The following is a 24,549-nucleotide window of genomic DNA, read 5'->3' on the forward strand; positions in this document are numbered from 1 at the left end:
TTAAAAAACACAGGTAACTGCCTGTGTTTTAAGAGCAATGGGATTTGTTACGAAGTTATAAGGTAAAAAAAGAAGAAAAGCAATTGACTTGTCTTTTCTTCCTCATTGTTTTTCATATAGTAGATTATTAATTAGGACAGACCTCCCCATTACTCTGAATACACATACAGAGCCTTTGAACATATTCAATTACTTGCCCAAAGCTTGGTTACGTAGTCTGACTGCATGCATTAATAATCCTCCTTTAACAGTTAATACGAAGTACAATTAAAAATATACAGTCAATATATAGAAAAGTAAATAACAAATGGTAAAAGAGCTTGCTCCTTTTTAGCGTGAAAAAACCTGTACCTTAATTCTATACTCCCGGTGTAGGTGTTGGTTCTGCAAAGCCTTCTTTATATTTTTCATCGATATATTCACGAATATCCTTAATGGATTTACCTTGATTGTATAAAATAGCTGATTCAGCTGCTATATCAACACAGACTTGACATTTTGTTCCATGATTATCCCATACAATTGAACCATCCTTTCGATTCTCATGGATGAAGCAGTCATAATTATCCTTATGATTAGCAGATAATGAACAGCCGCAATAGCAAGGGATATGCTCCAATAATTCCTGATGCTTTGCTGCTACAAGATAGATATTTTTCATGTCTTGATTGTGTTCATCAAGAAAAGTAGGGAGCTCATTGGTCGAGGATGTTGCCTCTTGAATATCTCCATTTGGTAATCGTTCATGAGCTGTATGGCCACCTTCTTCGGTTTCATTGTGAGAACAAGCTCCTAATATCGTTAAAGCCACGATAATTAGCATGACAAATTTTTTCTTCATTTTAATCACCTTCTATTAATCTTATATTACCTGAGAATATTTTGAGTGAAATTTTGCTTTTTTGAAATTAACTTACGTTCAATCATTATTTCTTGACCAAGTAAATTCATTATAACAATTCTAAGCAATCTACTACTAGTTGAGTTTTAACAAATGTGTGTCCAACTATTCTTTTTCAAATCAATCACTTAATATGCTTTACCGACATAAATCGTAAAGAAGCAAAGTGTAAAATCTTCATTGGAGGTGAAAAAGTGAATAAAAAATTAACGATACTAATACTAATTAAACCTTTTGACCAAACTTTTCCGAAGCATAAACCGAAAATGGAAATGATACGAGAAATTGAAAATTTCGCAGAGGTTTACTATTGGTATCAAGACGGCGATATTCGTGATATATTAAGTAAATTAAACATCACTCCAGATTTTATCTTTCATTACGATATTGCTTGGGATAGATATGCACTTGCACCCAAGATTACAGGGCTTGACCAAGTAAATATTCCTAAGGGCTGTTTTGTCATTGATTTACATTGGAATAACCCCAAAAGAGAAGCTTACATTTATAAGAATAAGATTGACCTTATTTTTTCAGTTAGTAAGCATCCATTTCTAACCGTCTTCCCTAAATTTGAAAACAAATTATGTTGGCTACCATGGTCTATTAACCCTAAGCTATTTAAAGATTGGAATCAGGAAAAAACAATTGATTTTTTATTGATGGGACTTGTATATTCCGATGATCCTAATCTCAATTTAAAAGTTCAAGCACCAAAAGGAAGATATGCCTTCCGTGATCAAGTATTAGAAAGAATGAAAGATGAACCTGGTTTTGTGTTCCATCCACATCCAGGCCATTTCGCCAAAGGCTCCGCTTTATTCATGAACGAAAAATATGCAAAGGAATTAAATCGTTCTAAAATCTTTTTCACATGCGGTAGTACGAACAAGACTGGTAGCTTTGCAGTTTTGAAATATTTTGAAGCACTAGGTTGTAAAACGCTTTTATTAGCAGAACCAAACAAAGATGTTAAAGATTTAGGATTTATCGACGGTGTTAATTATGTAGCCTGCAATACAGAAAATTTTTACGAGAAGGCTCATTATTATCTAAAAAATGAGGGTGAGCGAGAAAAAATAGTAGCGGCTGGTTATCAATTCATTCATCAAAATCATACCAATCAGGTACGTGCAAAACAATTTGTGAATTATGTCCAAGAATTTATATCCCGAACTGATACTAAACATATATAGCGTATCAAATTGCATATAACTTGTTAAATTAGCATTGCCATTTAACAAGTTATATGTTGTTTTGTGTTCAGTTATATTTGCAATTTAATAGATAAGAAGGGAAATAGTATTGTCTATCAAGTAGAATGAACCTAACGTCATGTTAACGAAGAAAACTATAATTATATTGCGAATTACTCTATACTAACTTCACTCCATTCTGATTATGCTACTTCCGTATCCTCTCTAGTCTCCAAGACCTCTTGTTCTTCTCGCCATTTAATCATAAAAGAACTTAATAGCATGATAATGAATGGGTAGTAAATTAAATTTAATACAATTTGTGTAATAATTTGCGCAGCAAAAGAATTAGTAATAGTAAAGATTTGGGCAGTAATAAAAACACCGACAATCATTTCCAAAAAGCCAGTAAATATTAGTAATAAAAATAGCTTAATGAAATGTTTCTTTCCAATCCGAATTCCCTCTTTGTAGGCTTTCCAAACCGATTTCTTATCAAAAATACTAATATATGGAATAGGCATGGTAAGCGCTAATAAGATGAATCCAGGTAAAATAAATAATGAAAAACCAACAATTGATGTAAATGCAATTAATGTTGCAAAAACAAAAATTGTAAAGCCATTAACCACAAATTGATAAATTGAATCCCTAAGGCTTCTTTCACTATCGTAATGCTCATTATAAACAAAACGAATATATGGTACTTGTGCGTAGATAAACAGTAATACTGTTAAAAATCCATAATAGATATCTGCAAAAGAGTACAATGGATCAAAACTCGGAGTAACAGCATATATGTAATTTGTTGCGAAAGAATGCAATATTAGTAATGGTAAAGTTGTTAGAAGCATTAATAATAAAATTCTTTCAAATCTACCAGTATATAATTCCCACGTATTTCGAAAAGGACTATTCATGTATATCTCCTCTTTTTTTACTAGTACATTGGTAATTAAACGCTTGAGCTCGTCACGTACTTTCTTTCTATTATATTGCTTATTCGTATTCCAAATTAACCGGTGTCGGTTTGGTCCATATAAGATTCAGAAAATCTACTACAGGTCCAGCAGATTCTTGATATACGTTTTCCGTAATGTCTACCATAATCTCATCATATGAGGTAGACGTTACTTCATTTGCGGCTTTTATGACAATTCGGTTATCTTCAATATCAAGCTCAGCACCTTCTATTACGCCCCCATTTTGGTATATCGTATCAATTGCCATTTCAATTGCGGCATTTTGAATGGCTCCATTTCCATATAATAATTCTTCGAGTTTTTCCTGAAGAAGCTCTCCACCGCTATCTAATGCCTCATGAATTACCTTATCTAATGCCTCTAACTCAAGCTCATTATCAGACCAGTTATTATACCAAATACCTGTCATTCCTGACTTTTTTGATTCTAAGCTATCATCAAAATAGAAAAAGAACTCATAAACCTCTAATTTCTTCTCATACTCTTCCTTTGCTTCTTCATAAGCATCCCAAGCAGACTCATCCGCTTCCGAATCAGGAGGTGTTGGCGGTGTCGGTTCCGGGTAAGAATAATTTGTAATAATAGTTCTTACCTCTTCGTACAATGTACTAGTTGCTGCAAGACTGGCTTGAGAGGTAGTTGTTCCCGATCTCTCTTTCGTTGCTAGGACCGACCCTAAATTCATGACAAGTATAAACAAGACCATCATAATCCCTAACATACCTAGGACAAATAATGCTATATTTCCTCTTTCATCACGAAATAGATGACCCAATTTTTCTCTCATTCAATCACCCTACCATATGCCGTGGCATTATAATCGATGCTTTGAATCGTATCACCAAATAGCTCTGGAATGAGAATCAGTCGTATATTTACAGCAATTTCAGCAGTAAATTCCTTATCATACTGTGTTGGTTCGGTTACAAAGGAATTAAACGTTAAATAATCACCAGTAGCATTAATAATCTCTTGGGCTGCAGCTTGTGCTTCTCCCTTATTTTTTGTAACCGAATAAACCTCAGCATATTCGTTAATGGCAGACTGGGTTACAATTACAGCATTAATGCCAACAATAAACTGCCATATAATCATCATGAACAGTAAAGCAATTGGAATAATGCCCAAAAATTCGATAGTCGCGCTTCCTTCTTCACTTCTTTTTATTTTTCTCAACCAGTTCATTCGGCGCCTTCCTCCACATACTGCCTTTGTATAGTAAGCTTGCCTTAAATCAGCTTCTGTTCTCATTATTCAAGCGTAACATTGTGCTCCTCAGCTAACTCTAGTAATCTCTCATCTGCTTTTTGACCAAATTCCGCAGCTTCTACTAGCTTTTGATCGGACCTCGTTAATAAATCATTTACTTCGCCTTCACTTGCCGCTGCAATAGTTTTCTCTAGCGCTTCATATTGAAGATCAAATGCCTCTTCCCAAGCAGTTAATTGTTCTAATCGTAACTCGTGTATTTCTTTAACGACTTTAGATTCAGGAGCCATTGATTCAATATGTTCTTTTACTTCTTTAATTAGCGGTAAGACATTTTCCGTTTGCAGTTTGTAGGTTTCTTCGGGGGACTCTGTGCTAAATGATTTTTGAACTTCCACATCTACTTGACTAGCTAACGAATTAACATTCTCTACATAATTATTATGATATTCAGCCAAGGCATCTCCCTCTGGCGAACTACCACAAGCAACCAGACCAAGAATCATGAAGAAGCCGATTACTTCTAGGATTTTTTTCATATATAAATCTCCTAACTAATGAAAAATATGGACACTATTATTGCATAATGAACTATCCATTTATCTATGGATAACGTAATTGATCTCGAAGCTGCTGATATCGTTCATATAAATCGTTTTTAAATTTCGATAACCAATACTGTTGATATTCTTCCTCCGTCAACGAGCTCATATCCTTTCCATCTGTTAAAACTTCTAAAGAGTCGGCTAATTGTTTTTCTGCAACTGCACTTGTCATGTTCTTTAATGTATTGGAATCTCGAAACCGCATAAAAGATTGTAGTTCTGGTTTACTACTATTTTCGTATATCACATCAAAGTCGGATCGAAATTGATATCGGTCGTAGAATTGCTTATATTGAATCCATCCTGGAATCGGAAATACCTCAAATAATTCATCAATTTCATCGTGAAGGAAATACCCTCTATCCAAAACACTACTTGCAAATGCATTAACTTTTTGCCTTAGGTTAAGCATCTCTTTTTGTAGGTTAATCATTTCATCAATAATGTTGTAAGAACGCTGATATATTTCACTTAGGCTATCTTTTAATACATTTGATTCTAATACATTCTTCAAGTAGACTCGTATTTCTTCATAGATACTATAGTCTAGCTCTGCTCTTGCTTTGGTATTATTTTCAACCTTGTCAAACGTGATAGTGAAAAACACAAGAGGCTCCAGTGCTTTAAGTGCTTCTTCTTTACAGTTAGCATCAGGAGATACTACCGCAATAGATTTTACGTTACGGTTAAATTTCCCATGATAGTAAGCTAAATAGAATCTATGATTATTTAGTAAATATGGGAAAATTTCAACCGTTACATTTTCATTCCACTTCTTATGTTTTTTTCCTAAATCCAATATTTGGTTACCGTCTAATTTCATTATGTATGCCACCTAATTCTGTTTTTTAGGAAACAGTAAAGAGAAATAATTCACTCTACTGTTTCCTATTATTATTTATCTAGCCTTCTGGCAAATAACAATTATGAGAACCAGCCTTTTATCGTACTACCGAGCTTTTTCGCTCCATCCACAACCGATTTCCCAGCATTCTTAATTGCGCTTCCAGCCTTTTTAGTAGCACCAGCAATCTTATCCCAATTTTTCGCTACTACTTGCGTTGTTTTGGAGACAACATATAATCCACCACCAACAACGATTAATCCAGCACCAACCGCCTGACCGCCAGGAATTGCTGCTGCTACCCCACCTGCACTCATGAGTGTTTCTCCAAGATTAGCGCCTACATCAGCAATCGCTGCGGTCCTTTCAGAACCATCTGTTGTGCTTTGCCATGTATTAACAGCATTACTTACACTTACACCTGTTTTGTACGCGGATAATCCAGCATTAACTCCCGATGCGACAAAATTTAATTTGGATATCGCTCCCATGGAGCCCCAAGTACTAGATACATTCGCAATGTCCATATTATTCCATACAGTTCTAGCTGAATCTTTTATCAGTCCACCGTATTGAGCAAATTTTGAAGCAGTCGATACTTGATATGCATTATTTGTTAATGATGCGGCATTTGTATTAAAAGCAGCTTGCCTAAATCCCTCTAACTTTGAATAACTATCATACGCAGAATAACCTTTATCACCTATATCATAAAGATCAAAAGCTACGTGATTTCCGTATTGAAGCTTAATACTGTCAGCAAATACACTTCTAACATAGTTTGGACTTAAACCGCCTGGTCGATTAGGATCAAAATCTACAACACCATTTACAACACTATCCCAAACGTACTTTGTGGCTTTAAATTCATCCGTATCGTAAAATTGTTCGCCGGGCTTAAACGATGGATCTGTAGGGTCGGAAGTGATGACTTCCGTTCCAGTACCTGGTGTCCCGTTAAATCCAGGAATTAACCAAGGATTCCCCTCTGAGCCTTCACCCTTCCAGCCGGAATTTGACCAAGGACTACCTAATATATCATTACCAGTCCAGCCGGAACTCGACCAAGGGGTACCATTATAACCATACATACTCCAACCAGAATTAGCCCATGGACTTCCCTCAAACTGTTGTCCATTCCAGCCATTTGTTGTCCATGAATTCCCTTCAAAATCTGAACCATTCCAGTCTTGCTGAATCCAGGAATCCCCTTGGAAGTATGGTGAACTCCAACCCTGCTGCTTCCAGTCATTTCCGTCAAATCCAGAACTATTCCATCCACCCTGACTCCAGTTGGTCCCGTTCCATTTTGAGCCCTTCCAACCTTCACTATTCCATGAATCACCTGACCACTCAAGTTCACTACCATCCCATGGATCTCCTGACCATGGATTACCTTCCCACGGATCTCCTGACCAGGACTCCACAGCATATGCTGTTGGAGTCATTACTGGAAGAAAAGTTAGAACAATAATACCGAATAAGGCTATTACTCTTCTAAAAAGTCTATCCAAAAAACTCCACCTCCTCTTCTCGATAAGTAACATAATATATAAGACTATTACTCAGTTCCCTGATTATACTTTTCATTAATAGACTGCTTTATCTCATCTAGTTTCTCAGCACTGATTCCTTCCAATTCTTTTACAATTTCATCCTGACCATCTTCTATGATTATATGGACTTCATCCCGTAAATCCCGGAGATATTCTCGTTGTTCGAAAGTTATAATACTTTCGTCCTCAAATATTCTTGCTAACCTAGAAATATTGTTCGATTGTCTTGTTTCCTTCCTACCCCATTCATTACTAACTCTTAAAATATCAAAATTATTATCCACTCTAATGCTGTCGACATCATCTAGGGCTTCGTCTTTCCAATCCTTCCATGCCTCCAATACTTCTTCAGCACGATTAAATTCATCTTCTAATTCACTTTGATCGTTAGCCATCGAGAAAATTCCACCTGATACCTCGGCCATCTCCTTTAATTGTGCCTGTGCCTCGCTATCCACATTAAATCCAATAATATTAATTATTGGCTTAGCATTAGAATCAGAAAGTGACTTAGCAACAGCTACAGGATCACCATCACATGTCTCAATTCCATCACTAACAACATAAATTAAATTCGTGTTATTTTCGGTATCATATTCTGCTAAAGCTCTTTGTGCTTGTTTTAAAGCGTCTGCCAGCGGTGTCCACCCTGCTGGACTTATTGCATCAAGTTCCTTTTTAAATGACTGCTCATCATATGGAGCGTATCCATAAACCTGCTCAATCGTGCTACAAGAAAGCTCTTTATCGCTTTCTGAGCCAGTTCCTTTATGTCCATAAACCCTTAGAGAAACATTCGCTTCCTCTGGTACTTGCTTCATAAAGTTATGAATTGCCTCTTTTGCGATTTCCATCATGGTTTGATTTCCAATATATGCACCCATGCTTCCGCTTCCATCTAGCAATACTTCAACATTGTAATTCTCTTTAAAATGAAAGCGTGAATCTGGCAAATCAGGATTTCCGAATGATCCAAATTCCCATTTTTTGATAGTGTCCTGGGGATCAGGGAAATCTTCTGCGACAAGAGAATATAAGTAATTAAAATATGATTGAAGCTGTTCTTCCGTAGCATCCTCAGGTAAAGGTTCTATTTTTTTTACCTCTTCCACTACTTGATCAATAACACTATCATCACGAACATCAATACCAGCATAAGGACCAACTACTTGCTGGATCACATCATTTGTTTTTTGAGGCACGTCATCCACTTCACCTAAGAAGTTTAAATCTGCAGTATTCTGATTCTTACTTTGATTGTCATTTTCCTCTTCTGCCTCTTCATCTTCCACTCCGGAAACTACTTCCGATTCTGGGGGATCCTTTGGCGAAGAGTCTTTGGTATCTTTGTCATCCTTACAGCCTGCTATGAACAATACGGCAAGTAGAATTATAGAGATTACGAATGATTTGTATTTCATATATGAATTCTCCTAAACTTTAGTATTACAGCCATTTTAAAACAGGTAGTATTTATAATTTATCCTCCGATTTTATCTATAAAATCTCCAAACTTTTCCTTTATATCTTGACCAATACTGTTGTCACCGCTAAACACCTGTGAAATAACACCAACAATGATAACAACTACAGCTGCAATTCCTAACCATTCAAGCGTTTGAGATCCTCTTTCCTCTCTTTTCCACTCTGTCATTTTGTTCAAAAACTTTCCATAAGCACCATTCAATAATTTCATCTGTGTTTCCTCCTTATAAATTTAAAATGTTGAAAAAATACTATTTTCACCCAGTAGCATATTCATGATCATTAAACCAGCAATCATTAAGATAGATACTGGGGCAATTAAAAAGGTCGTGACAAGCGTAACCTTAGGTGATGCCTTTGCGGCTAGCTCCTTTACTTTCTCTTCTCGCATTTGTCTCATATCATCCGCTTGTATTCTAAATGTAGTAGCAATTGGAACTCCTAAATTCATTCCCTGGATTAATGATTTGATTAGGGATTGAAATTCAGAATTATCGTTCCGTTTTAACAATTCTCGATAAGCTCTTTCTCTTGGCACTCCTAGGTCAATTTCATTGTTAAATCTAGAAAACTCCTCTCGAATTGGCCCCTCAAAGTGTCGAATCACCTCCCGTAAAGCATGGTCCAAGCTAACACCTGCCTGAACACTCGTACTTACTGTATCCAAGAAATCAGGTAACTCCTTCCTGATTAGCTCTTGTCGTTTCTTCGCCTCTCTTTTGATTAGAACAATAGGTAAAAAATAGCCTAATATTGGTGAGAATGCTAAAAAATATTGTGAAAATGGAAGTCCAATAACAATTGCCAATATTCCAAAAAATAAACCTATAAAAAACAGGAAAATCTTAAGTCCTTGAAAACGCTTGACGGTTAATCGAAGAGGATTACCTGATTTACGTAACCATTCCTCTACATCATGATTCTCACTAAAGAAATTGATTCGTTGACCAAGATCGGAAAAATCATCCGCATATTTTGTCATCTGTTCAAATAATGCCGCTCTTCTATTTTTCTTTTTTTCTTTTTTCTCAAAAGGATCGATGTTCGTCACTACTGCTACATGTTCAATCCTTTTTCTTTTTTCCTTTAAAAAGGTCCAATAATGCTTCAAAAATAATAAAATACTGAACCAAAAAGCAATTATACATAGTAGAATTAATGCATCCATAAGCTACACCTTTATATCCGTGATTTTTCTTATAATCAAAAACGATAAGACGATTGCACCCAAAAATAAAATTAGAATAATAATGCCAAACCCTGAAAACAATGGCTCAATAAAGCCATCAATCACATTATTCATCACGAGTAATAAGAAGACTGGTAAAACCGGAACAATAAAGGAAATATATTTTTGTTCAGCAGTCATCGTTTTTATAGTTTGTGATAATACCTTTCTATCCTCAAATGTGTTCGCCATTGTATCTAGTGTGACTGCTAGGTTTCCACCTGTTTTTTTCTGAATTAATAATGTTGCAATAAACAAGTTAAAGTCCTTTGAGCTGTTTCTTTTCTGAACAGACCGGAAAGCTGACTCTAATGAAACTCCAAGCTTTAACTCGTTCGCAATCCTTTTAAATTCCTCACCTGCAGGTCCTGTAATTTCTCTTGCAACTATCTCCAATCCCTGGTTAATCGTAAGACCTGAACGAGCTGCATTTGCTAGTAATCTACAAACCTCTGATAATTGTTCATTAAATCGCATTTCATAATTGTTCTTTCGGAAGTAAAATAATAGGAAATGTGAAACCACCATTATTCCCACTGAAAGCAAGAGCCCCACCTGCATCGGCATGTTAAAAATGACATAGAATAACACAAATAAGATTAAGGATCCAACAACTAATATGCCAATATATTCAGATGGTAAAAGCTTTAAGTTGGCATTCTGTAGCTTATTCCGTAATACCTTTGCGCTTTCCCGTTTATCATAGCGATCACCTAATTTACTTATGAAACTCTTTCTTTCTTCCTCTGGAAACCAGTCTTTGATCTTATGATTCCATTCTCGTTTATGATTTCGATAGCCAAGATAGAAGTAGATTCCTATTAGGAAGAAGAGCACTGCAAAGCTATAAAGTATAGACACGGTTAAATTCATCTGAAATCTCTCCTTTTGGTTCAAAAAACGATCGATCAAAGTGAAACCCGAAAATCTCTAGATGATCAAGACATTTTGGGATAATCCCAGTTGGAGTAAAAGAACCACGAATAACACCCTTTTCGTCAACTCCAGTTCGCTTAAAGCAAAATATGTCTTTTACTTCAATTTTATTCTGCTCATTCACAGTTACTTCCGCTATATTTAGGAGCTTTCTAGTTCCATCAGTTAATCGTTGGACTTGAACAATATAATCAATTGCTCCAACAATATACTCTCGAATAATATTCGTAGGTAAATCCATTCCAGCCATTACAACCATACCTTCAACACGATTTATTGCATCTGCTGGTGTGTTTGCATGTACTGTGGTTAACGAACCTTCGTGTCCAGTATTCATCGCTTGCAACATATCAAAGGCTTCAGAACCCCGAACCTCACCAACAATGATTCGATCTGGACGCATACGTAGAGCATTTTTTACTAATTGGCGAATTGAGATTTCACCCTGTCCCTCTACGTTTGGAGGACGTGCTTCCATACCAACGACATTCTTCCTATCTAATCGTAATTCGGCAGAGTCTTCAATCGTGATCAAACGTTCACTGTACGGTATCTCCTTTGCCAAAGCATTCAGTAAGGTCGTCTTCCCACTACCAGTTCCGCCCGAGATTAAAATATTTTGTTTGGTCTTAACAAGTGCTTGAAGAAATTTTTCCATATCATTGGCAAAAGTACCATAGCGTCTTAAGTCCTTCATCTCAAACGGAGTTTTTCTAAATTTACGTATAGAAAGGATTGTTCCAGTAAGACTGATTGGCGAAATTACTGCATTAACACGGCTTCCATCTGGAAGCCTCGCATCAACCATCGGTGAACTTTCATCAATACGCCTTCCTAGTGGCGCAACAACTCTGTCTACAATATGTCTGACGTGTGCCTCATCCTTAAATGAAATGTCAACTTGTTCTAACTTTCCACTTTTTTCAATATAAATTTCCTTTGGACCATTTACGAGGATTTCCGTTATACTGTCATCTTGCAACAATGGTTCCAGGGGACCAAATCCTACACTCTCATCAATTAGTTTAGATAATAATGCTTCTTTATCATGTCTAGGAATTACAACTTTTTCCTCGGTCATAAATTGATTGATAAATCGTTCAATCTTTAGCTTTTTTTCTCTTTCTTCAAGGGTTGTTATTTGCTCTAGATTGACTTCTGTCAGTAATCTGGATTTGTAATGTTCAACAAGATCATCAATATAGGTATTGTTAACGTTGTATTCCGTTTCATAATAATCTTTCTTCTCTTTATTATTCTTTTGAAAAAGAGCCAAACCAACACCACCTTTGAGCTTTCTTCGGATACATGTTCAGTAAGTTGATTACTTTAACATTGACCGCACCCATTTTTGAACATCTCTTGCTACTGGAGGCAGCTTTTTATCTTTTAATTCCCTTCTTAAAGGAATTCCTTGATTAACAAAGGATTGAACTCCTTTTAAATCTCGACGAATTTTTGATGCAATTGGATATCCAAGAAAGCGGTCAATGTCTTTTTGTGTTAATTCATTATCTTTGCCACTGTAATTCATAACCAACTCCATCTTTTCATTCGTTACAATACCAAGTTGTTTGAATAAGTGCTCTACGCTTTTCAATACACTTATTGCGATCGTGTCGAAGCTCATTATATAGTAGATCTTCTCGGATTCTTCCAAAGTAGTATACACTCGTTCATCCATCCAAGTTGGTACGTCAATAATAATGAAATCATAGCTTCGTTTACTCGCTCGAACAAGCCTTAATACAAAGTCCTCATCAATTCTTTCTGCCATTTCAGCATCACGTGGACTAACTAAAATCTCCAAGCCAGAATGCCTTTCCTTTTCTGCAACATTTCGAATATGATGTTCATTTAGTTCATGTATTACTGGAAATAAATCAATAAGCGAGCGACTACTATCTAATCCTAAAAATGTCTCTGACCCACCATACTGTAGATTTAAATCGATATATAGAACCTTAGCTGTTGATTCAACTTTAAGTGTTTGAGCAAATGCAGTACTGATCAATGATTTACCAGCCCCACCCTTACCACTATAAAAAGTAAAAACCTTTCCACCACCACGTTTAAATCCTTCAACTGCAGAAGAATTATCCACACTTGAAAGTCTAGATTCAGTAACCTCGCGAATTCTTTCTTCTAATAGCCATTCTTCTTCTGGTAATACTAAGTAATCCATAACACCTAGACGATTCAAATCCCTTAATAAATCAAAGTTTTGAATGTCACTTATGTACACTAAGTATGCTTTTGGATATTGGGACAATATTGTTTGTGCAAGATCAAGTGGTGATATCTCTTCAGTTCTTAAAATCAAAACGAGTTGAATGGTAAACTTTTTTAACTCCTCTAATTCTAGCTTCTGAATTCGAAATTCTTGACTAAGCTGATGTTGAATCGAAGCGAATAAATCATCATTATCTCCAATTACAAATATTTCATTTATTTTTCTCATGTAAATCCTCCATTACGTAAGCTTCAAGGATTGATGAAGTTAGTCCTAATCCTTATTCTTCGCTTTCTACAGGTTCTTCTGTGTCTTCCTGCTCTGTCTCTTCATTCGTGTTATTGGTAGAATCATCGTTAACATCTCCAATCGAAGATTCTCCTTCTGTAGGCATTTGACCAACATTTGCACGAATTACTCTGAAGGTTTCTGCATAATGTTGCATATGAATTAGTTCTGTAATGTCATCAAATGGTACTTCGACTTGCACTCCCGAAAATTCGCCATCTTTTTCAGCTACTCGTACAACCTTTAAGTCCGTCATAAACACTTCTGTAACGTCCTCACCATTGACTTCGTGTGATACAACGATATCGACACGGTCCATATCATAAAGCACCTCATCAAAAAAAGTGTTTTCAGCCTGTAGAATAGTGATTAATCGATGATCTTCTTCTGTTACAGTTGAAGCAGTTTTCAACATATTTCTTGTGATTATTTGACCTTCGGAAAGTGGAACAACTGATACAGAGTTAACAAACTCATCAATATCAGTGATATATTCCTTACGTAAATATTTAGCAGGGATTTCTGTTGTTGTAATATCATCTGGGGTAATTAAAGCGCGTGAATGAATCTCTTTATTGGATACGTAAACATTAACCATTGTACCTAGATCAGCATTAAGCTCTTTTACCTTTTGTAAGATAAAATAGCCCGACAATGCTGCTAATAGAATCGCTATAACAAAAAATATAATGGCTCTTCGCTTTGACTCTAACAACCTATAGACCTCATTTCTAAATTGTGTGAATTTTTATATTTGATTAGATATACCTAAATAATTACACAAAGGCTATATTTGTCAATTCCATAATTATCCAATGTAAAGGATTGTAGGACTTTAATCTTAGGGTTCTTTCTACCTATTTTTTCTTTTAATAAACAGTTAATTTTACTCAAAAGGAAAGAAGCCTAGTTTTTTGGAAATTATTAACTAAAAGGATGTCATTCTTTGTCGTACCTGGGTCAAATTAATTATTTTTCATTTTTACATTTCTTTTTTTATCTGTATCTATTTTTTAGTTATAATATGGGGGATTTTACTCATACTACAAAAAGATTAACTAAAGGAGTGAGAAGAATGGGTGAAATCAGCCAATTTCGTCCTGGGGATAAGGCACCTAATAATGGGGTATATATTGAAATCGGTGAGACGGGTAGCAGTGTTAAAGATCCACAGCAAATTGAACTAAATGCGGGAGAAAAATTCCCAGATACTTCAAATGAAAATCGGGTATGGAAGAATAAACGAAATATTAACCGTCCAAGTACGCAAGGAAGAAGTGGCAGTTAAGATCATCAGTCTTTCAAAATAATCAGCAAAAAATAAGCTTGGATGTGAACATCCAAGCTTTCTAACTTTTTATAGTAATTACCCAAAGTAACTATTACTTAACTTTGATGTCATTAATTAATTGCATAATCTGCTTCATTTGTTCAAATAACAGCTCTTCTGCACTCTCTATACATTCCTCCAATGACAGTGGCTTATTAACAATAGAGAAACATCCGGAAAATCTATTGCGTAAAACTTCTAGATTCCCTGAAAGACTACCTGATATTAATACGGTAGGAATATGCTGCTTCCGAGCAAGAGCAGCAACAAATCCAGGTGCTTTTCCGTAAAGTGTCTGTTCATCACTTTGTCCCTCACCTGTAAAAACAAGATCAGCTTCTTTCATGGCTTCTTCCATGTTAACGGCATTCGCTAATAGTTCTGCACCAGATACTAGCTCTGCACCTATGGAAAGCAAAGCAAATCCAAGTCCTCCGGCAGCTCCTGCACCGGGATGCTCCATTATGTTCTTGTGAACCGACCGTTCTACTAACTCACCATATTGTTGCAGAGAGTGATCATACAACTCCAGTTGGCTAGATGTGGCTCCCTTTTGAGGACCATATACATATGTTGCTCCTTTTTCACCACAAAGAGGGTTATTAACATCACAAGCCACACTTAACTTAATATGATCTAACCTGAAATCCAGGTTAGAAAAATCCAATGCTACAATGTTATGAATATCTCTCCCAAAATGACCAACCTTCTTTCCATTCTGGTCAAGCATTTGAACTCCAAGTGCTTGTAACATTCCAAGCCCTCCATCATTTACAGCACTACCACCAAGTCCAACCACTATCTCTTTACAGTTCTTATCCAAAGCATCCTTCATTACCTCTCCAATCCCAAAGGAGGTTGTATGATCAGGGTTACGTAATTCAACCGGAACCTGAGGCAGTCCTGCAATAGAAGCACATTCAATAATAGCGGTATGTCCATCTACAATTGCATATTCACTTTTAATACTGCTCCCAAGTGGACCAGTACATGTCAGGTTAATCCGTTTACCTTGAGTAGCGATTAACATAGCATCTAAGGCACTCTCTCCGCCATCAGCCATTGGCATAGAGATGACATTTGCTTCAGGTGTAAGCTCTGCTATTGCCTTACACATAATATCTGCTACTTGTATCGATGATAAGCTCCCCTTATATGAGTCAGGTGCGACTACAATTTTCATCCTTTACCCCCTTCCAAAAATTGGCGTTATAACCCGAACGAAATTTGTCGATTTTTGTAAATATGCTCTTTTCTAAATTCTTAAAACAAGATACAATGAGTGTATCATATAAAGTAGGTGACTAAATGGCAACACTATTTCAAACAAAACAAAAGACCAAGCTTTCTTTAACCGATATAAGTGCTAACATGAAGCCTGTATTAGAAGTAGAATCCGGCTCAGATTTAGAAAAACAATTAGCGATGTTAGATTTGACTATGAAAGACCTTGCTGTAGCACAAGCATTAAAACCCTATGTTGAAGAATCTGTTCACACCATAATTGAAAGTTTCTATGATAATCTAGACAACAATCCTTTATTAATAAAAATCATAAATGATAATAGCTCGATTGATCGATTAAAGCAGACGTTAAGAAAACATATTGTCGAGATGTTTTCTGGTGTTATGAATGAAGCATTTATTCAGCAACGAAAACGGATAGCAATTATTCATGTACACATTGGATTAACACAAAAATGGTATATTGCATCATTTGAGAAAATTTTTAATGGACTAATTGAAACAGTCTTAACGAAGTTTCATCACTCACAAGATCAAATAACTGCGATTAAAGTTATTAATAAATTATTAAATTTAGAACAACAAGTTGTTTTGGAAGCATATGATGACGAAGTAAATAGACAAAAAGAAGCAGAGTTACAGCAGAAGGCTGATATCTTTGCGCTATTAGAGCAAACTTCTATGGAACTATCGACTGTATCCAAAGAATCAACCGCATCATTTGAAGAAATGTCTGCACAAATTGATTTAATTACTACGAATTCAAAAACAGGTACTGAATTATCAGAATCTGCTAAAGAAATTGCTGATGAAGGTAACGAAAGATTAAAGAACATGAGCCTTTCTTTAGAAAAAATGGAATCCAGTACTTCTAAAGTGACAGATGAAATGAATGTGCTAGAGGAAACCTCTACTCAGATCAAGGATATTATACAAATTGTTAAATCTATTGCCGATCAAACGAGTTTACTAGCTTTAAATGCATCGATTGAAGCTGCAAGAGCTGGTGAACACGGTCGTGGATTTGCAGTAGTTGCAGAGGAAGTTCGTAAGCTGTCTGAGCAATCTGCAAACTCAGTATCCAGTGTAACCGACTTGATTAATAAAACAAACGAACAGGTCCAACAGAGTGCAAGCTCCATTAATGAAAGCAAGGGCTATTTAGATGAAGTACGTGAACAAATGCATCGCACGGAGGAAGCATTCAATCAAATTAATAAGAGTATGGAAAAAACAAAGGCTAGTAACATTACAATGCAACAGGACCTAGAAGGAATTAGTCAAGAAATAATTGAAATCACAAAATCATCCGAAAGCATCTCTGCAACCGTAGAAAACATTAAGCAGATGATTGAACGCGGATAGTTTCCATTCATAATTTCATTGAAAAGCTATAAATAAAGGTGTTTCGCAGGTGATGCGGGACACCTTTTTCTTTCTATTAATGAATGAGTCTTCATACGCATTCGACAAACACCATGGGCAACTTCCTCGCTTCTATGTTCAATGGATAATACTTTATTCTAATGTTTTCATCACAAACGCTTTAAACTTCTCTTCTTGCTCATCAAATGGATTATGATTACTTCTTTCAAATGTAGTCATTGAGGCATTTCCTAGTAAATCAGCAGCTTCCTTTGAAAACACATATGGGCATTGGGCATCATATAGACCCGAGTAGATATATGCTGGTATTCTGACACCTGAAAGCTTTGGCCTTAGATCATAATCCTTCAGCTCTACCTTGGAAAAATAATCTAATCGCTTCCCTACCACTTTCCCACTATTTGGTTTCTTTATTATTTCCTCATATTGTGATGGATTATATATTGACATTAAAAACCATTCTTTATTTAATTCTCTTCTTTCTTCAATTGGTGTGTCTGATGAATTAAGTGCTCGAATAATTTCTATTATACGAGGATTATTGGGATTCTCTTTACAATATATACTATCTGGATGCTCCATATAGGCATCCGAAGCACAGAGACCACCTGCAATAATCTTCGTTAAACTATTTTCAGCCATAATGGCATACTTAAGGGCAAGCATTCCACCTGTTGAGTGACCCGCGAATGCCCATTTTTCATATCCTAGAGACAACCGAATAGCCTCTAAATCCTTTACCGCTTCTTCCATACTATACTCAAAATCTTGTTTAGCAGTATCCGAATCACCACAGCCCTTTAAATTAATCAAGAAAACTTTGTAATGATTTGTGAAAGGTTCTGCAAAAGTGTTTCCTTTTTCATTGAATGCGCTGTACAAATGTGTTACACAAAGTGGCTCACCTGTACCTCTTTGAAAATATTCAAAGCTGCCTCTTGCTGTTTTTATTACATGCTTCTCCCACATTTTCATTATCCCCCTACTATTAATTTATAAGCCAAATATTATTTAAATCTTATCACAATTTTCTCTTCATTTCGTATGTTCACGATATAACTTTCACAATTTCGTAAACAGTATCAGGTAAGGTAGCTCGACCAACGTGATACACTGTACTTAATATAGGATTATTATTTTGTATATTTTAAAAGGAGATGGGAAAATGGAAGCCTATGTCATGCCTGAATCTCTTTCCACCACACATTTTATGTCCCAAGAATTAAAACAGCTATTAAACGTCATTAGTACGACAAAAAAAATAGATAAAAATACTTACTTATTTCATGAAGGAACAATTGCTGATGAGATATACATCATTAAGTCTGGACTCGTTCAAGTTTCAAAGCTAGCAGCAGATGGAAAAGAATTAATCATTCGAATATGTAGTCATGATGATATAGTCGGAGAATTATCCTTATTTAGTGACGATCCAAAGTATTTACTAAGCGCAAAGGTTTTATGTTCAGGCGAAGTCTATATGATTAATAAAGAAGAATTAGAAGAGAATTTGATAGCTAACAGTAGATTAACGATGGAGTTTATGAAATGGACTAGTAACCAGATGCGTAAATTTCAATCCAAAATAAGAGACTTATTATTAAACGGAAAAAAAGGTGCACTGTATTCCACCCTGATTCGCTTATCCAATAGTTATGGACTTGAACAGGATAATGGAACATTAATTAACATTGCAATGACTAACCAAGAATTGGCAAATTTCTGTACCGCGACTCGAGAAAGCATTAACCGTATGCTTTCTGAGCTTCGCCGATTAGAAATTATTGAAACCTATCCATCAGGTAAAATTCTTATTAAGGATATCGCCTATCTTCGAAACGAAATAGGGTGTGAAGAATGTCCAATAGAAATTTGTAATATTAACTGATACACGAAAATCTTTTTATAAATATAATTTAAGCGTACCAATTGAATTTGGTACGCTTAAATTCGATATTAGACGTAAGTTATCAACGTAATTTAGTTGAAAAATATTAGCTGAATGGAAACAAAAAACGCAAATATACTAGCAAAAATACCCAAATACCCAAATCCTTTTTTTTCTTTTTTAAGCTCTTCCAAACCAATCACAAATAATAAGAGCCCTAATAAAGTATTGCTATAAAGAAGCATATCAAAATTATCAGTTAGTAATATGTAGATGGACAATATAATAATTACAACTGCTAAGGATATTCTAATCATTTTTAACATCTCTTATCTCCACCTTCACTAGTTAATTGTCATTGTTAATTAGCTAATTGTCTATAAACTTACTAATCAAATAGGAATGAATTTATTTATAACGTGAATAAAGCTAATTGCTCTCCCCATGGTGCGATCTCTGTTTCCATAAAACCTGCCTTTTGGTAGGCATATTTTGCTGCCAAGTTCTGTTGATTATAACCAATCATGATGTCCGAAAGCTTGTCAGAATTAATATGTTTAATTTCTTCAATTACTAATTTAATAGCAGGAACACTTAATCCCTTACCTTGATACTTTTCGTCAATCATAAAACGATAGATCCAAAAGTTCTGATCATCTGGATCAACTCCAAACATTGTAAAGCCAATCATGCTTTCACCAAGGTAAATCCCCCTTACTTTAAAATTCTCTAAAAATTGTAATAGCTTCTTCCCAGTTATGTTTATCGATTGGTTTTAAGAATAATGTTGACACGAATGCACCAGCCTTTTATGGGTTTCAAAATATCAGCAGGATTAACACTATTACGTTATATCCTGGCTTATTTCTCCTTATCACTACTTAACCAAGATGAAATGAAAGTATAGTCATTTACATCTGTTCCTCTTTAGTTGGCCCCATTACTCCTGGAACCTTTAATCCAGCCTGTCTTAACAACACAGTCATTTGACCACGGTGATGAGTTTGATGATCTAGCATAGAACGTAGTAAAGCCCCTCTTGCAATTTGTCTACCAAAACTGTTTACGGTATCCACTAGTGTGTCATCGGTTATGTTTTCTTCTACCTCTCGTTGAAAATCCTCAACCATTTTTTTATAAGCATCCACAATCTCTTTCGCGTGCTTTGGAACATTTTGCTTGCCAATGCCTACCGATACCTGTAAACCAACTTCACCAGCAAAAAATGAGGGACTTGTGGCTAAATGCCAACCTAGCCATCCTAGTGTATTATGTCCTTCTACAATTGACTGCCCTAGCTTTTCATCTGTTAGTGCTTCTAATACCTTTATTGTCCCCTGGCTAGCAATATGCCAATCTTGTAAAAAATCTTCTTTTTTTCGATACATTATATCTACTCCTTCTTCGCAACATCTTTATCATCAATTTAACACGAGGCTATTAAAAATTCCATTCTTATTCATTCCTCTTTTTTGGGTAAATAATGAAGTACAAGCATATATATTTATTATGAAAATAGCAAAAGGAGTGATCCCATGAAATCAACGTTATTCATTATTGGTGGACTATTGGTAATTGCGCTTGCTGCTTTTCTTGATTCACCTTCCAGTAATCGTGATAATACGATTGTTTATGATAGAAATGAGGAACAAACCATTGGTGTTGATGCAGAACAAGTAGAAAATTCAGCTTCCACGTATTTTGAATTTAGACTGGAGGAAATGAATGAAGTAGACGATTATATTGTGGAGACATATCAAGAATATGAGGTTCATGAGGATGCTGCTGGAAATGTCATCGTACGAATACCTACTTCTAAATACAATTACCTCAAATATCAAAAGGAATAGCTCTAGTCAGATTTGTATTGATTAATCTCGTTTTCATTCCTCTTCCTTAAGGAAAAACGACCTATCCCGATAAAGGGATAGGTCGTTTTTGCCATGGGTTTTAGCTACCCATCTTTCTGCGAGTATTACTTGCTTTTTTGGTGTGCTGACTTTGCATTTTCTTTGTTGAGCCATTCCAATTTTCCTGCTGTTGGTTATTGGAAGCCTGCTCCTGTTTCTTTTTTTCCAATTGTTGTTTAATTATTTCTTGCATACTAGGTTTCTTTTCATTCGACATATTGTAGTCTCCTCTACAAGTGATAGCACTATTATAATATAAATCCATTTGAATACCTACTATGATTTTGAAGTACTCCAAAATACAGCGAGAGCACCTTCCCCTGCATGAACTGCTAATGAAGAACTAACTTCTCCAATAATGATATCTAAGTTAGGAAGCTCTGCTTGAATCATCTCTTTTAGTTGTATTGCTTTGTCTAACGCATTTCCATGCATAATACCAATTCTAGTAACAGCGCTCTTTTCACAAGAATCCTTTATCATGGCGACAATTCGTCTTATCGCTTTTTTCTCTGAACGTATCCTTTCGACAAGTCCTAATTCACCACTTTTACTAATGGATAAGATTGGTTTAATTTGCAAGAAGCTACCAACCTTAAATTGGACACCAGTCATTCTACCGCCTTTATATAATTGTTCTAATGTATCTAGTAATATTAAGTTTTCGTGTCCAGCTGACATTTGTCGAAGCTCACTTGCAATCGTGGATGCTTCCATTCCCTTTCTCGCTAGTTCTAATCCTTTTTCTAATAATGTAGTAATCGCAAAAGAAAGAGAATAGGAATCTACTATTTCTACAGGAACTCTTTCCTGATCTTTAGCAGTACTTGAGCTTGAAATCGTACCACTTAATTTAGAAGACACGTGAATAGCAATAATTTGGTCATAAGCTTCCATCAAGTCTTTATATAGATTAATAAACTTATTTACATTAGGCTGAGAGGTTTTTGGGACCTCTTTTTCACTTCGAATCAACTCGTACAACTCATTGGAAGTTAAGTTAATACCATCTTCATATTCTTTTCCTTCTGAAATGATAACAATTGGCACTACATAAATATCTGGGTGCTGTTTCAATTCCTCCGATAAGTATGCAGTACTATCTGTTACAAAGGCAATTCGCTTGTTTGTCATAAACCGTCCCCTCTCCATTCCATGCATTATTAGCGTTATTATACAACGAACACAAAACAATACCAAGTATTAGTAACAGGTATTAATTGTGTAGGTTTATTTCTATTTTATAAAATATGTTCTAATAATATTTCACCATTTACTACCGTTACGATAAAATTCCTTTTACTTCAAATGTATTCCTATAAAAGTTGAACCTGATGAATCAATATGATAGGGTAGGGTAATTCTAATAATTTCCCCCTATCCCTTTTTTCAATTGGAACGTATAATAAGAAAGAATGTACCTAGGAAGGATAAGGTGTTTGAACATGAGTTTACTAACCGTAAAAAATCTTAGTCACGGATTCGGGGATCGTGCTATCTTTGATGATGTGTCTTTTCGTTTACTACAAGGTGAACATATCGGGCTTATTGGTGCAAATGGTGAAGGTAAGTCTACATTTATGAATATCATCACCGGAAAACTAGAACCAGATGCTGGTAATGTGACTTGGGCTAAACATGTTCGTGTTGGATATTTAGATCAGCACGCTGTTTTAAAGCAAGGAATGACAATCCGTGATGCTCTACGAACAGCATTTCAATATTTGTATGATATGGAGACAGAAATGAATCAGCTATTTGCAAAAATGGGTGAAGTGGAACCTGAAGAGCTAGAAAAGCTCCTTGAGGAAACAGGACGAATGCAAGATGCCCTAACAAATAATGATTTTTATACGATTGATGCTAAGGTCGAAGAAGTAGCAAATGGTCTTGGTTTGAATGACTTTGGCTTAGAGCGTGATGTTAATGATTTAAGTGGTGGACAACGTACGAAAGTACTTCTCGCAAAATTGCTTTTAGAAAAACCAGAGATTCTACTACTTGACGAACCAACCAACTATTTGGACGTCGAGCATATTGAGTGGCTGAAAAACTATTTACAAAACTATGATCATGCATTTATTTTAGTCTCTCATGATATTCCATTTTTAAATAGTGTTGTTAACTTGATTTATCACATGGAGAATCAGGAACTAACTAGGTATCCTGGTGACTATCATGAATTCTTACGTTTACACGAGTTAAAGAAACAACAGCAGGTTGCAGCATTTAAAAAGCAGCAAAAGGAAATTGCAAATTTAAAGGACTTTGTCGCACGTAATAAAGCAAATGCTGCAACAAGTAGAATGGCCATGTCACGCCAGAAGAAACTGGATAAAATGGACGTTATTGAACTGGATGCCGAAAAACCAAAACCAATGTTTCATTTTAAAGAAGCACGTACTCCAGGGAAATATTTGTTTGAAACAGAGGAATTAGTAATTGGATATGATGAACCATTATCCCGACCATTAACGTTATCAATGGAACGCGGACAAAAAATTGCACTTTATGGAGCAAATGGAATCGGAAAAACTACATTACTTCGAAGCATATTAGGAGAAATTCCACCCGTTTCGGGAGATGTGCAATTAGGTGAACACCTGCATATTGGCTATTTTGAACAGGAAATCAAAACCGAAACAACCAACACTTGCATTGATGAGATATGGGATGAATTTCCTCATTTCACACAGTATGAGGTACGTGCAGCCTTAGCAAGATGTGGACTTACCACAAAACATATCGAGAGTAAGGTACAAGTGCTTAGCGGAGGGGAAAAAGCTAAAGTTCGTCTATGTAAATTGATGAACCGTGAAACAAATCTACTAGTACTTGATGAGCCTACAAACCATTTGGACTATGATGCAAAAGTGGAGTTAAAACGTGCTTTACAAGAATACAAAGGAAGCGTATTATTAATTTCCCATGAACCAGATTTTTATGATGGAGTTGTAACGGATATGTGGAACTGTGAGGATTGGACAACAAAGATGTTTTAAACTCACACATAACGCTTGGAGAGTATTTATTTTCTCCAAGCGTTTTTTTCATAACTAATCTAATAGCTTCGCAATTCCCCCAACTACTATTGCTGTTAGAAAAGCTCCAATGAGCGCCGGAACAAGTGAAAAGTCAATTAACATCGGTCCCCAGCTACCAATTAATAACATCCCAATCCAATTTCCTATGAAACCAGCAAAAATAGCTCCGGCCCAACTACCTGGCATGCTTAATGGAGATACTTTACTGGCAACTGTTCCGATAATAAATGCAATCATTATCTTTAATAAAAGTGTTAAAATATCCACATCATAACTCCTTTT

General features: G+C 35.7%; 27 protein-coding genes and 1 pseudogene. 6 read left to right on the forward strand and 22 right to left on the reverse strand.

The window, feature by feature from the left end; all coding sequences use genetic code 11:
- Positions 1-358: 358 nt before the first annotated feature.
- Positions 359-841 (reverse strand): PCYCGC motif-containing (lipo)protein, encoded by a 483-nt coding sequence (locus ABC228_RS10000; RefSeq protein ID WP_345824994.1) that lies wholly within the window; start codon positions 839-841, stop codon positions 359-361.
- Positions 842-1,095: 254 nt separating this feature from the next.
- Here ABC228_RS10000 and ABC228_RS10005 point away from each other — a divergent pair, with 254 nt between their 5' ends.
- Positions 1,096-2,097, forward strand: coding sequence for a glycosyltransferase family protein (locus ABC228_RS10005; RefSeq protein ID WP_345824995.1), 1,002 nt, complete (start codon positions 1,096-1,098; stop codon positions 2,095-2,097).
- A 203-nt stretch (positions 2,098-2,300) separates the two neighbouring features.
- On the opposite strand, the gene ABC228_RS10010 is transcribed toward ABC228_RS10005, so the two are convergent.
- The 13 genes from ABC228_RS10010 to cpaB all read right to left on the reverse strand — a co-directional run bounded on the left by ABC228_RS10010 (position 2,301) and on the right by cpaB (position 14,179).
- Positions 2,301-3,017, reverse strand: coding sequence for a YciC family protein (locus ABC228_RS10010; RefSeq protein ID WP_345824996.1), 717 nt, complete (start codon positions 3,015-3,017; stop codon positions 2,301-2,303).
- A 79-nt stretch (positions 3,018-3,096) separates the two neighbouring features.
- On the reverse strand, positions 3,097-3,867 hold the full coding sequence (locus tag ABC228_RS10015; RefSeq protein WP_345824997.1) for a Tad domain-containing protein: 771 nt from the start codon (positions 3,865-3,867) through the stop codon (positions 3,097-3,099).
- On the reverse strand, positions 3,864-4,265 hold the full coding sequence (locus ABC228_RS10020; RefSeq protein WP_345824998.1) for a TadE/TadG family type IV pilus assembly protein: 402 nt from the start codon (positions 4,263-4,265) through the stop codon (positions 3,864-3,866). Before ABC228_RS10020 ends, ABC228_RS10015 begins: the two co-directional genes overlap by 4 nt.
- Before the next feature lie 65 nt (positions 4,266-4,330).
- The gene (locus ABC228_RS10025; RefSeq protein ID WP_345824999.1) at positions 4,331-4,828 is read right to left on the reverse strand and encodes a hypothetical protein; all 498 of its coding nucleotides are present in this window, start codon (positions 4,826-4,828) and stop codon (positions 4,331-4,333) included.
- 64 nt (positions 4,829-4,892) lie between these two features.
- A complete protein-coding gene (locus ABC228_RS10030; protein ID WP_345825000.1) occupies positions 4,893-5,717 on the reverse strand; it encodes a hypothetical protein in 825 nt (274 codons plus the stop codon).
- A 101-nt stretch (positions 5,718-5,818) separates the two neighbouring features.
- Positions 5,819-7,252 carry a hypothetical protein gene (locus ABC228_RS10035; RefSeq protein ID WP_345825001.1) on the reverse strand — a complete coding sequence of 478 codons (1,434 nt, stop codon included), beginning with the start codon at positions 7,250-7,252 and terminating at the stop codon, positions 5,819-5,821.
- A gap of 47 nt (positions 7,253-7,299) precedes the next feature.
- Positions 7,300-8,715, reverse strand: a complete 1,416-nt coding sequence (locus ABC228_RS10040) for a VWA domain-containing protein (RefSeq protein WP_345825002.1) — start codon at positions 8,713-8,715, stop codon at positions 7,300-7,302.
- 59 nt (positions 8,716-8,774) lie between these two features.
- Positions 8,775-8,990, reverse strand: a complete 216-nt coding sequence (locus tag ABC228_RS10045) for a hypothetical protein (RefSeq protein WP_345825003.1) — start codon at positions 8,988-8,990, stop codon at positions 8,775-8,777.
- Positions 8,991-9,011: 21 nt separating this feature from the next.
- Positions 9,012-9,947, reverse strand: a complete 936-nt coding sequence (locus ABC228_RS10050; RefSeq protein WP_345825004.1) for a type II secretion system F family protein — start codon at positions 9,945-9,947, stop codon at positions 9,012-9,014.
- Positions 9,948-9,950: 3 nt separating this feature from the next.
- Positions 9,951-10,880 (reverse strand): type II secretion system F family protein, encoded by a 930-nt coding sequence (locus ABC228_RS10055; protein WP_345825005.1) that lies wholly within the window; start codon positions 10,878-10,880, stop codon positions 9,951-9,953.
- Positions 10,852-12,219, reverse strand: coding sequence for a P-type DNA transfer ATPase VirB11 (gene virB11 / locus ABC228_RS10060; protein WP_345825006.1), 1,368 nt, complete (start codon positions 12,217-12,219; stop codon positions 10,852-10,854). Before virB11 ends, ABC228_RS10055 begins: the two co-directional genes overlap by 29 nt.
- 48 nt (positions 12,220-12,267) lie before the next feature.
- Positions 12,268-13,404: a CpaE/TadZ family protein gene (locus ABC228_RS10065; RefSeq protein WP_345825007.1), complete on the reverse strand. Its 1,137-nt coding sequence runs from the start codon at positions 13,402-13,404 to the stop codon at positions 12,268-12,270.
- Positions 13,405-13,456: 52 nt separating this feature from the next.
- Positions 13,457-14,179, reverse strand: a complete 723-nt coding sequence (gene cpaB / locus ABC228_RS10070; protein ID WP_345825008.1) for a Flp pilus assembly protein CpaB — start codon at positions 14,177-14,179, stop codon at positions 13,457-13,459.
- A gap of 360 nt (positions 14,180-14,539) precedes the next feature.
- Between cpaB and ABC228_RS10075 the strand changes: the two genes are divergently transcribed.
- Positions 14,540-14,752 (forward strand): YjzC family protein, encoded by a 213-nt coding sequence (locus tag ABC228_RS10075; protein WP_345825009.1) that lies wholly within the window; start codon positions 14,540-14,542, stop codon positions 14,750-14,752.
- Between the two features lie 94 nt (positions 14,753-14,846).
- On the opposite strand, the gene ABC228_RS10080 is transcribed toward ABC228_RS10075, so the two are convergent.
- The gene (locus ABC228_RS10080) at positions 14,847-15,977 is read right to left on the reverse strand and encodes a glycerate kinase (protein WP_345825010.1); all 1,131 of its coding nucleotides are present in this window, start codon (positions 15,975-15,977) and stop codon (positions 14,847-14,849) included.
- 125 nt (positions 15,978-16,102) lie between these two features.
- On the opposite strand from ABC228_RS10080, the gene ABC228_RS10085 reads away from it, so the two are divergent.
- A complete protein-coding gene (locus ABC228_RS10085; RefSeq protein WP_345825011.1) occupies positions 16,103-17,404 on the forward strand; it encodes a globin-coupled sensor protein in 1,302 nt (433 codons plus the stop codon).
- Positions 17,405-17,557: 153 nt separating this feature from the next.
- Here the strand turns inward: ABC228_RS10085 and ABC228_RS10090 are convergent, their stop codons facing one another.
- Complete coding sequence (locus ABC228_RS10090) at positions 17,558-18,394, reverse strand: alpha/beta fold hydrolase (protein ID WP_345825012.1); 837 nt, start codon at positions 18,392-18,394, stop codon at positions 17,558-17,560.
- Positions 18,395-18,590: 196 nt separating this feature from the next.
- Here ABC228_RS10090 and ABC228_RS10095 point away from each other — a divergent pair, with 196 nt between their 5' ends.
- Positions 18,591-19,313 (forward strand): Crp/Fnr family transcriptional regulator, encoded by a 723-nt coding sequence (locus ABC228_RS10095; RefSeq protein WP_427902223.1) that lies wholly within the window; start codon positions 18,591-18,593, stop codon positions 19,311-19,313.
- A gap of 92 nt (positions 19,314-19,405) precedes the next feature.
- Here the strand turns inward: ABC228_RS10095 and ABC228_RS10100 are convergent, their stop codons facing one another.
- The 3 genes and pseudogenes from ABC228_RS10100 to ABC228_RS10110 all read right to left on the reverse strand — a co-directional run bounded on the left by ABC228_RS10100 (position 19,406) and on the right by ABC228_RS10110 (position 20,701).
- Entirely contained in the window at positions 19,406-19,639 is a 234-nt protein-coding gene (locus tag ABC228_RS10100) for a YczI family protein (protein WP_345825013.1), read from the reverse strand.
- Between the two features lie 86 nt (positions 19,640-19,725).
- Positions 19,726-20,107, reverse strand: a pseudogene (locus tag ABC228_RS10105) (GNAT family N-acetyltransferase).
- A gap of 117 nt (positions 20,108-20,224) precedes the next feature.
- Entirely contained in the window at positions 20,225-20,701 is a 477-nt protein-coding gene (locus ABC228_RS10110) for a DinB family protein (RefSeq protein WP_345825014.1), read from the reverse strand.
- Between the two features lie 147 nt (positions 20,702-20,848).
- Here ABC228_RS10110 and ABC228_RS10115 point away from each other — a divergent pair, with 147 nt between their 5' ends.
- Entirely contained in the window at positions 20,849-21,163 is a 315-nt protein-coding gene (locus ABC228_RS10115; protein ID WP_345825015.1) for a hypothetical protein, read from the forward strand.
- A 100-nt stretch (positions 21,164-21,263) separates the two neighbouring features.
- On the opposite strand, the gene ABC228_RS10120 is transcribed toward ABC228_RS10115, so the two are convergent.
- Positions 21,264-21,440, reverse strand: a complete 177-nt coding sequence (locus ABC228_RS10120) for a hypothetical protein (protein WP_345825016.1) — start codon at positions 21,438-21,440, stop codon at positions 21,264-21,266.
- A gap of 59 nt (positions 21,441-21,499) precedes the next feature.
- Positions 21,500-22,357 (reverse strand): DegV family protein, encoded by an 858-nt coding sequence (locus ABC228_RS10125; protein WP_345825017.1) that lies wholly within the window; start codon positions 22,355-22,357, stop codon positions 21,500-21,502.
- A 311-nt stretch (positions 22,358-22,668) separates the two neighbouring features.
- Between ABC228_RS10125 and ABC228_RS10130 the strand changes: the two genes are divergently transcribed.
- A complete protein-coding gene (locus tag ABC228_RS10130) occupies positions 22,669-24,225 on the forward strand; it encodes an ABC-F family ATP-binding cassette domain-containing protein (RefSeq protein ID WP_345825018.1) in 1,557 nt (518 codons plus the stop codon).
- Between the two features lie 54 nt (positions 24,226-24,279).
- Here ABC228_RS10130 and ABC228_RS10135 read toward each other — a convergent pair whose 3' ends face one another.
- Positions 24,280-24,534, reverse strand: coding sequence for a GlsB/YeaQ/YmgE family stress response membrane protein (locus ABC228_RS10135; protein ID WP_345825019.1), 255 nt, complete (start codon positions 24,532-24,534; stop codon positions 24,280-24,282).
- Between the last annotated feature and the right edge of the window lie 15 nt (positions 24,535-24,549).

Source organism: Ornithinibacillus xuwenensis (assembly GCF_039614845.1).
Lineage (GTDB): Bacteria > Bacillota > Bacilli > Bacillales > Amphibacillaceae > Ornithinibacillus > Ornithinibacillus xuwenensis.

Bases quoted from the DNA above. Each gene is read 5' to 3' on its own strand.
- ABC228_RS10000 (WP_345824994.1), bottom strand. From the start codon at position 841: ATGAAGAAAAAATTTGTCATGCTAATTATCGTGGCTTTAACGATATTA.
- ABC228_RS10010 (WP_345824996.1), bottom strand. From the start codon at position 3,017: ATGAATAGTCCTTTTCGAAATACGTGGGAATTATATACTGGTAGATTT.
- ABC228_RS10015 (WP_345824997.1), bottom strand. From the start codon at position 3,867: ATGAGAGAAAAATTGGGTCATCTATTTCGTGATGAAAGAGGAAATATA.
- ABC228_RS10020 (WP_345824998.1), bottom strand. From the start codon at position 4,265: ATGAACTGGTTGAGAAAAATAAAAAGAAGTGAAGAAGGAAGCGCGACT.
- ABC228_RS10025 (WP_345824999.1), bottom strand. From the start codon at position 4,828: ATGAAAAAAATCCTAGAAGTAATCGGCTTCTTCATGATTCTTGGTCTG.
- ABC228_RS10030 (WP_345825000.1), bottom strand. From the start codon at position 5,717: ATGAAATTAGACGGTAACCAAATATTGGATTTAGGAAAAAAACATAAG.
- ABC228_RS10040 (WP_345825002.1), bottom strand. From the start codon at position 8,715: ATGAAATACAAATCATTCGTAATCTCTATAATTCTACTTGCCGTATTG.
- ABC228_RS10045 (WP_345825003.1), bottom strand. From the start codon at position 8,990: ATGAAATTATTGAATGGTGCTTATGGAAAGTTTTTGAACAAAATGACA.
- ABC228_RS10050 (WP_345825004.1), bottom strand. From the start codon at position 9,947: ATGGATGCATTAATTCTACTATGTATAATTGCTTTTTGGTTCAGTATT.
- ABC228_RS10055 (WP_345825005.1), bottom strand. From the start codon at position 10,880: ATGAATTTAACCGTGTCTATACTTTATAGCTTTGCAGTGCTCTTCTTC.
- ABC228_RS10065 (WP_345825007.1), bottom strand. From the start codon at position 13,404: ATGAGAAAAATAAATGAAATATTTGTAATTGGAGATAATGATGATTTA.
- ABC228_RS10075 (WP_345825009.1), top strand. From the start codon at position 14,540: ATGGGTGAAATCAGCCAATTTCGTCCTGGGGATAAGGCACCTAATAAT.
- ABC228_RS10080 (WP_345825010.1), bottom strand. From the start codon at position 15,977: ATGAAAATTGTAGTCGCACCTGACTCATATAAGGGGAGCTTATCATCG.
- ABC228_RS10085 (WP_345825011.1), top strand. From the start codon at position 16,103: ATGGCAACACTATTTCAAACAAAACAAAAGACCAAGCTTTCTTTAACC.
- ABC228_RS10090 (WP_345825012.1), bottom strand. From the start codon at position 18,394: ATGTGGGAGAAGCATGTAATAAAAACAGCAAGAGGCAGCTTTGAATAT.
- ABC228_RS10095 (WP_427902223.1), top strand. From the start codon at position 18,591: ATGGAAGCCTATGTCATGCCTGAATCTCTTTCCACCACACATTTTATG.
- ABC228_RS10100 (WP_345825013.1), bottom strand. From the start codon at position 19,639: ATGTTAAAAATGATTAGAATATCCTTAGCAGTTGTAATTATTATATTG.
- ABC228_RS10110 (WP_345825014.1), bottom strand. From the start codon at position 20,701: ATGTATCGAAAAAAAGAAGATTTTTTACAAGATTGGCATATTGCTAGC.
- ABC228_RS10115 (WP_345825015.1), top strand. From the start codon at position 20,849: ATGAAATCAACGTTATTCATTATTGGTGGACTATTGGTAATTGCGCTT.
- ABC228_RS10120 (WP_345825016.1), bottom strand. From the start codon at position 21,440: ATGTCGAATGAAAAGAAACCTAGTATGCAAGAAATAATTAAACAACAA.
- ABC228_RS10125 (WP_345825017.1), bottom strand. From the start codon at position 22,357: ATGACAAACAAGCGAATTGCCTTTGTAACAGATAGTACTGCATACTTA.
- ABC228_RS10130 (WP_345825018.1), top strand. From the start codon at position 22,669: ATGAGTTTACTAACCGTAAAAAATCTTAGTCACGGATTCGGGGATCGT.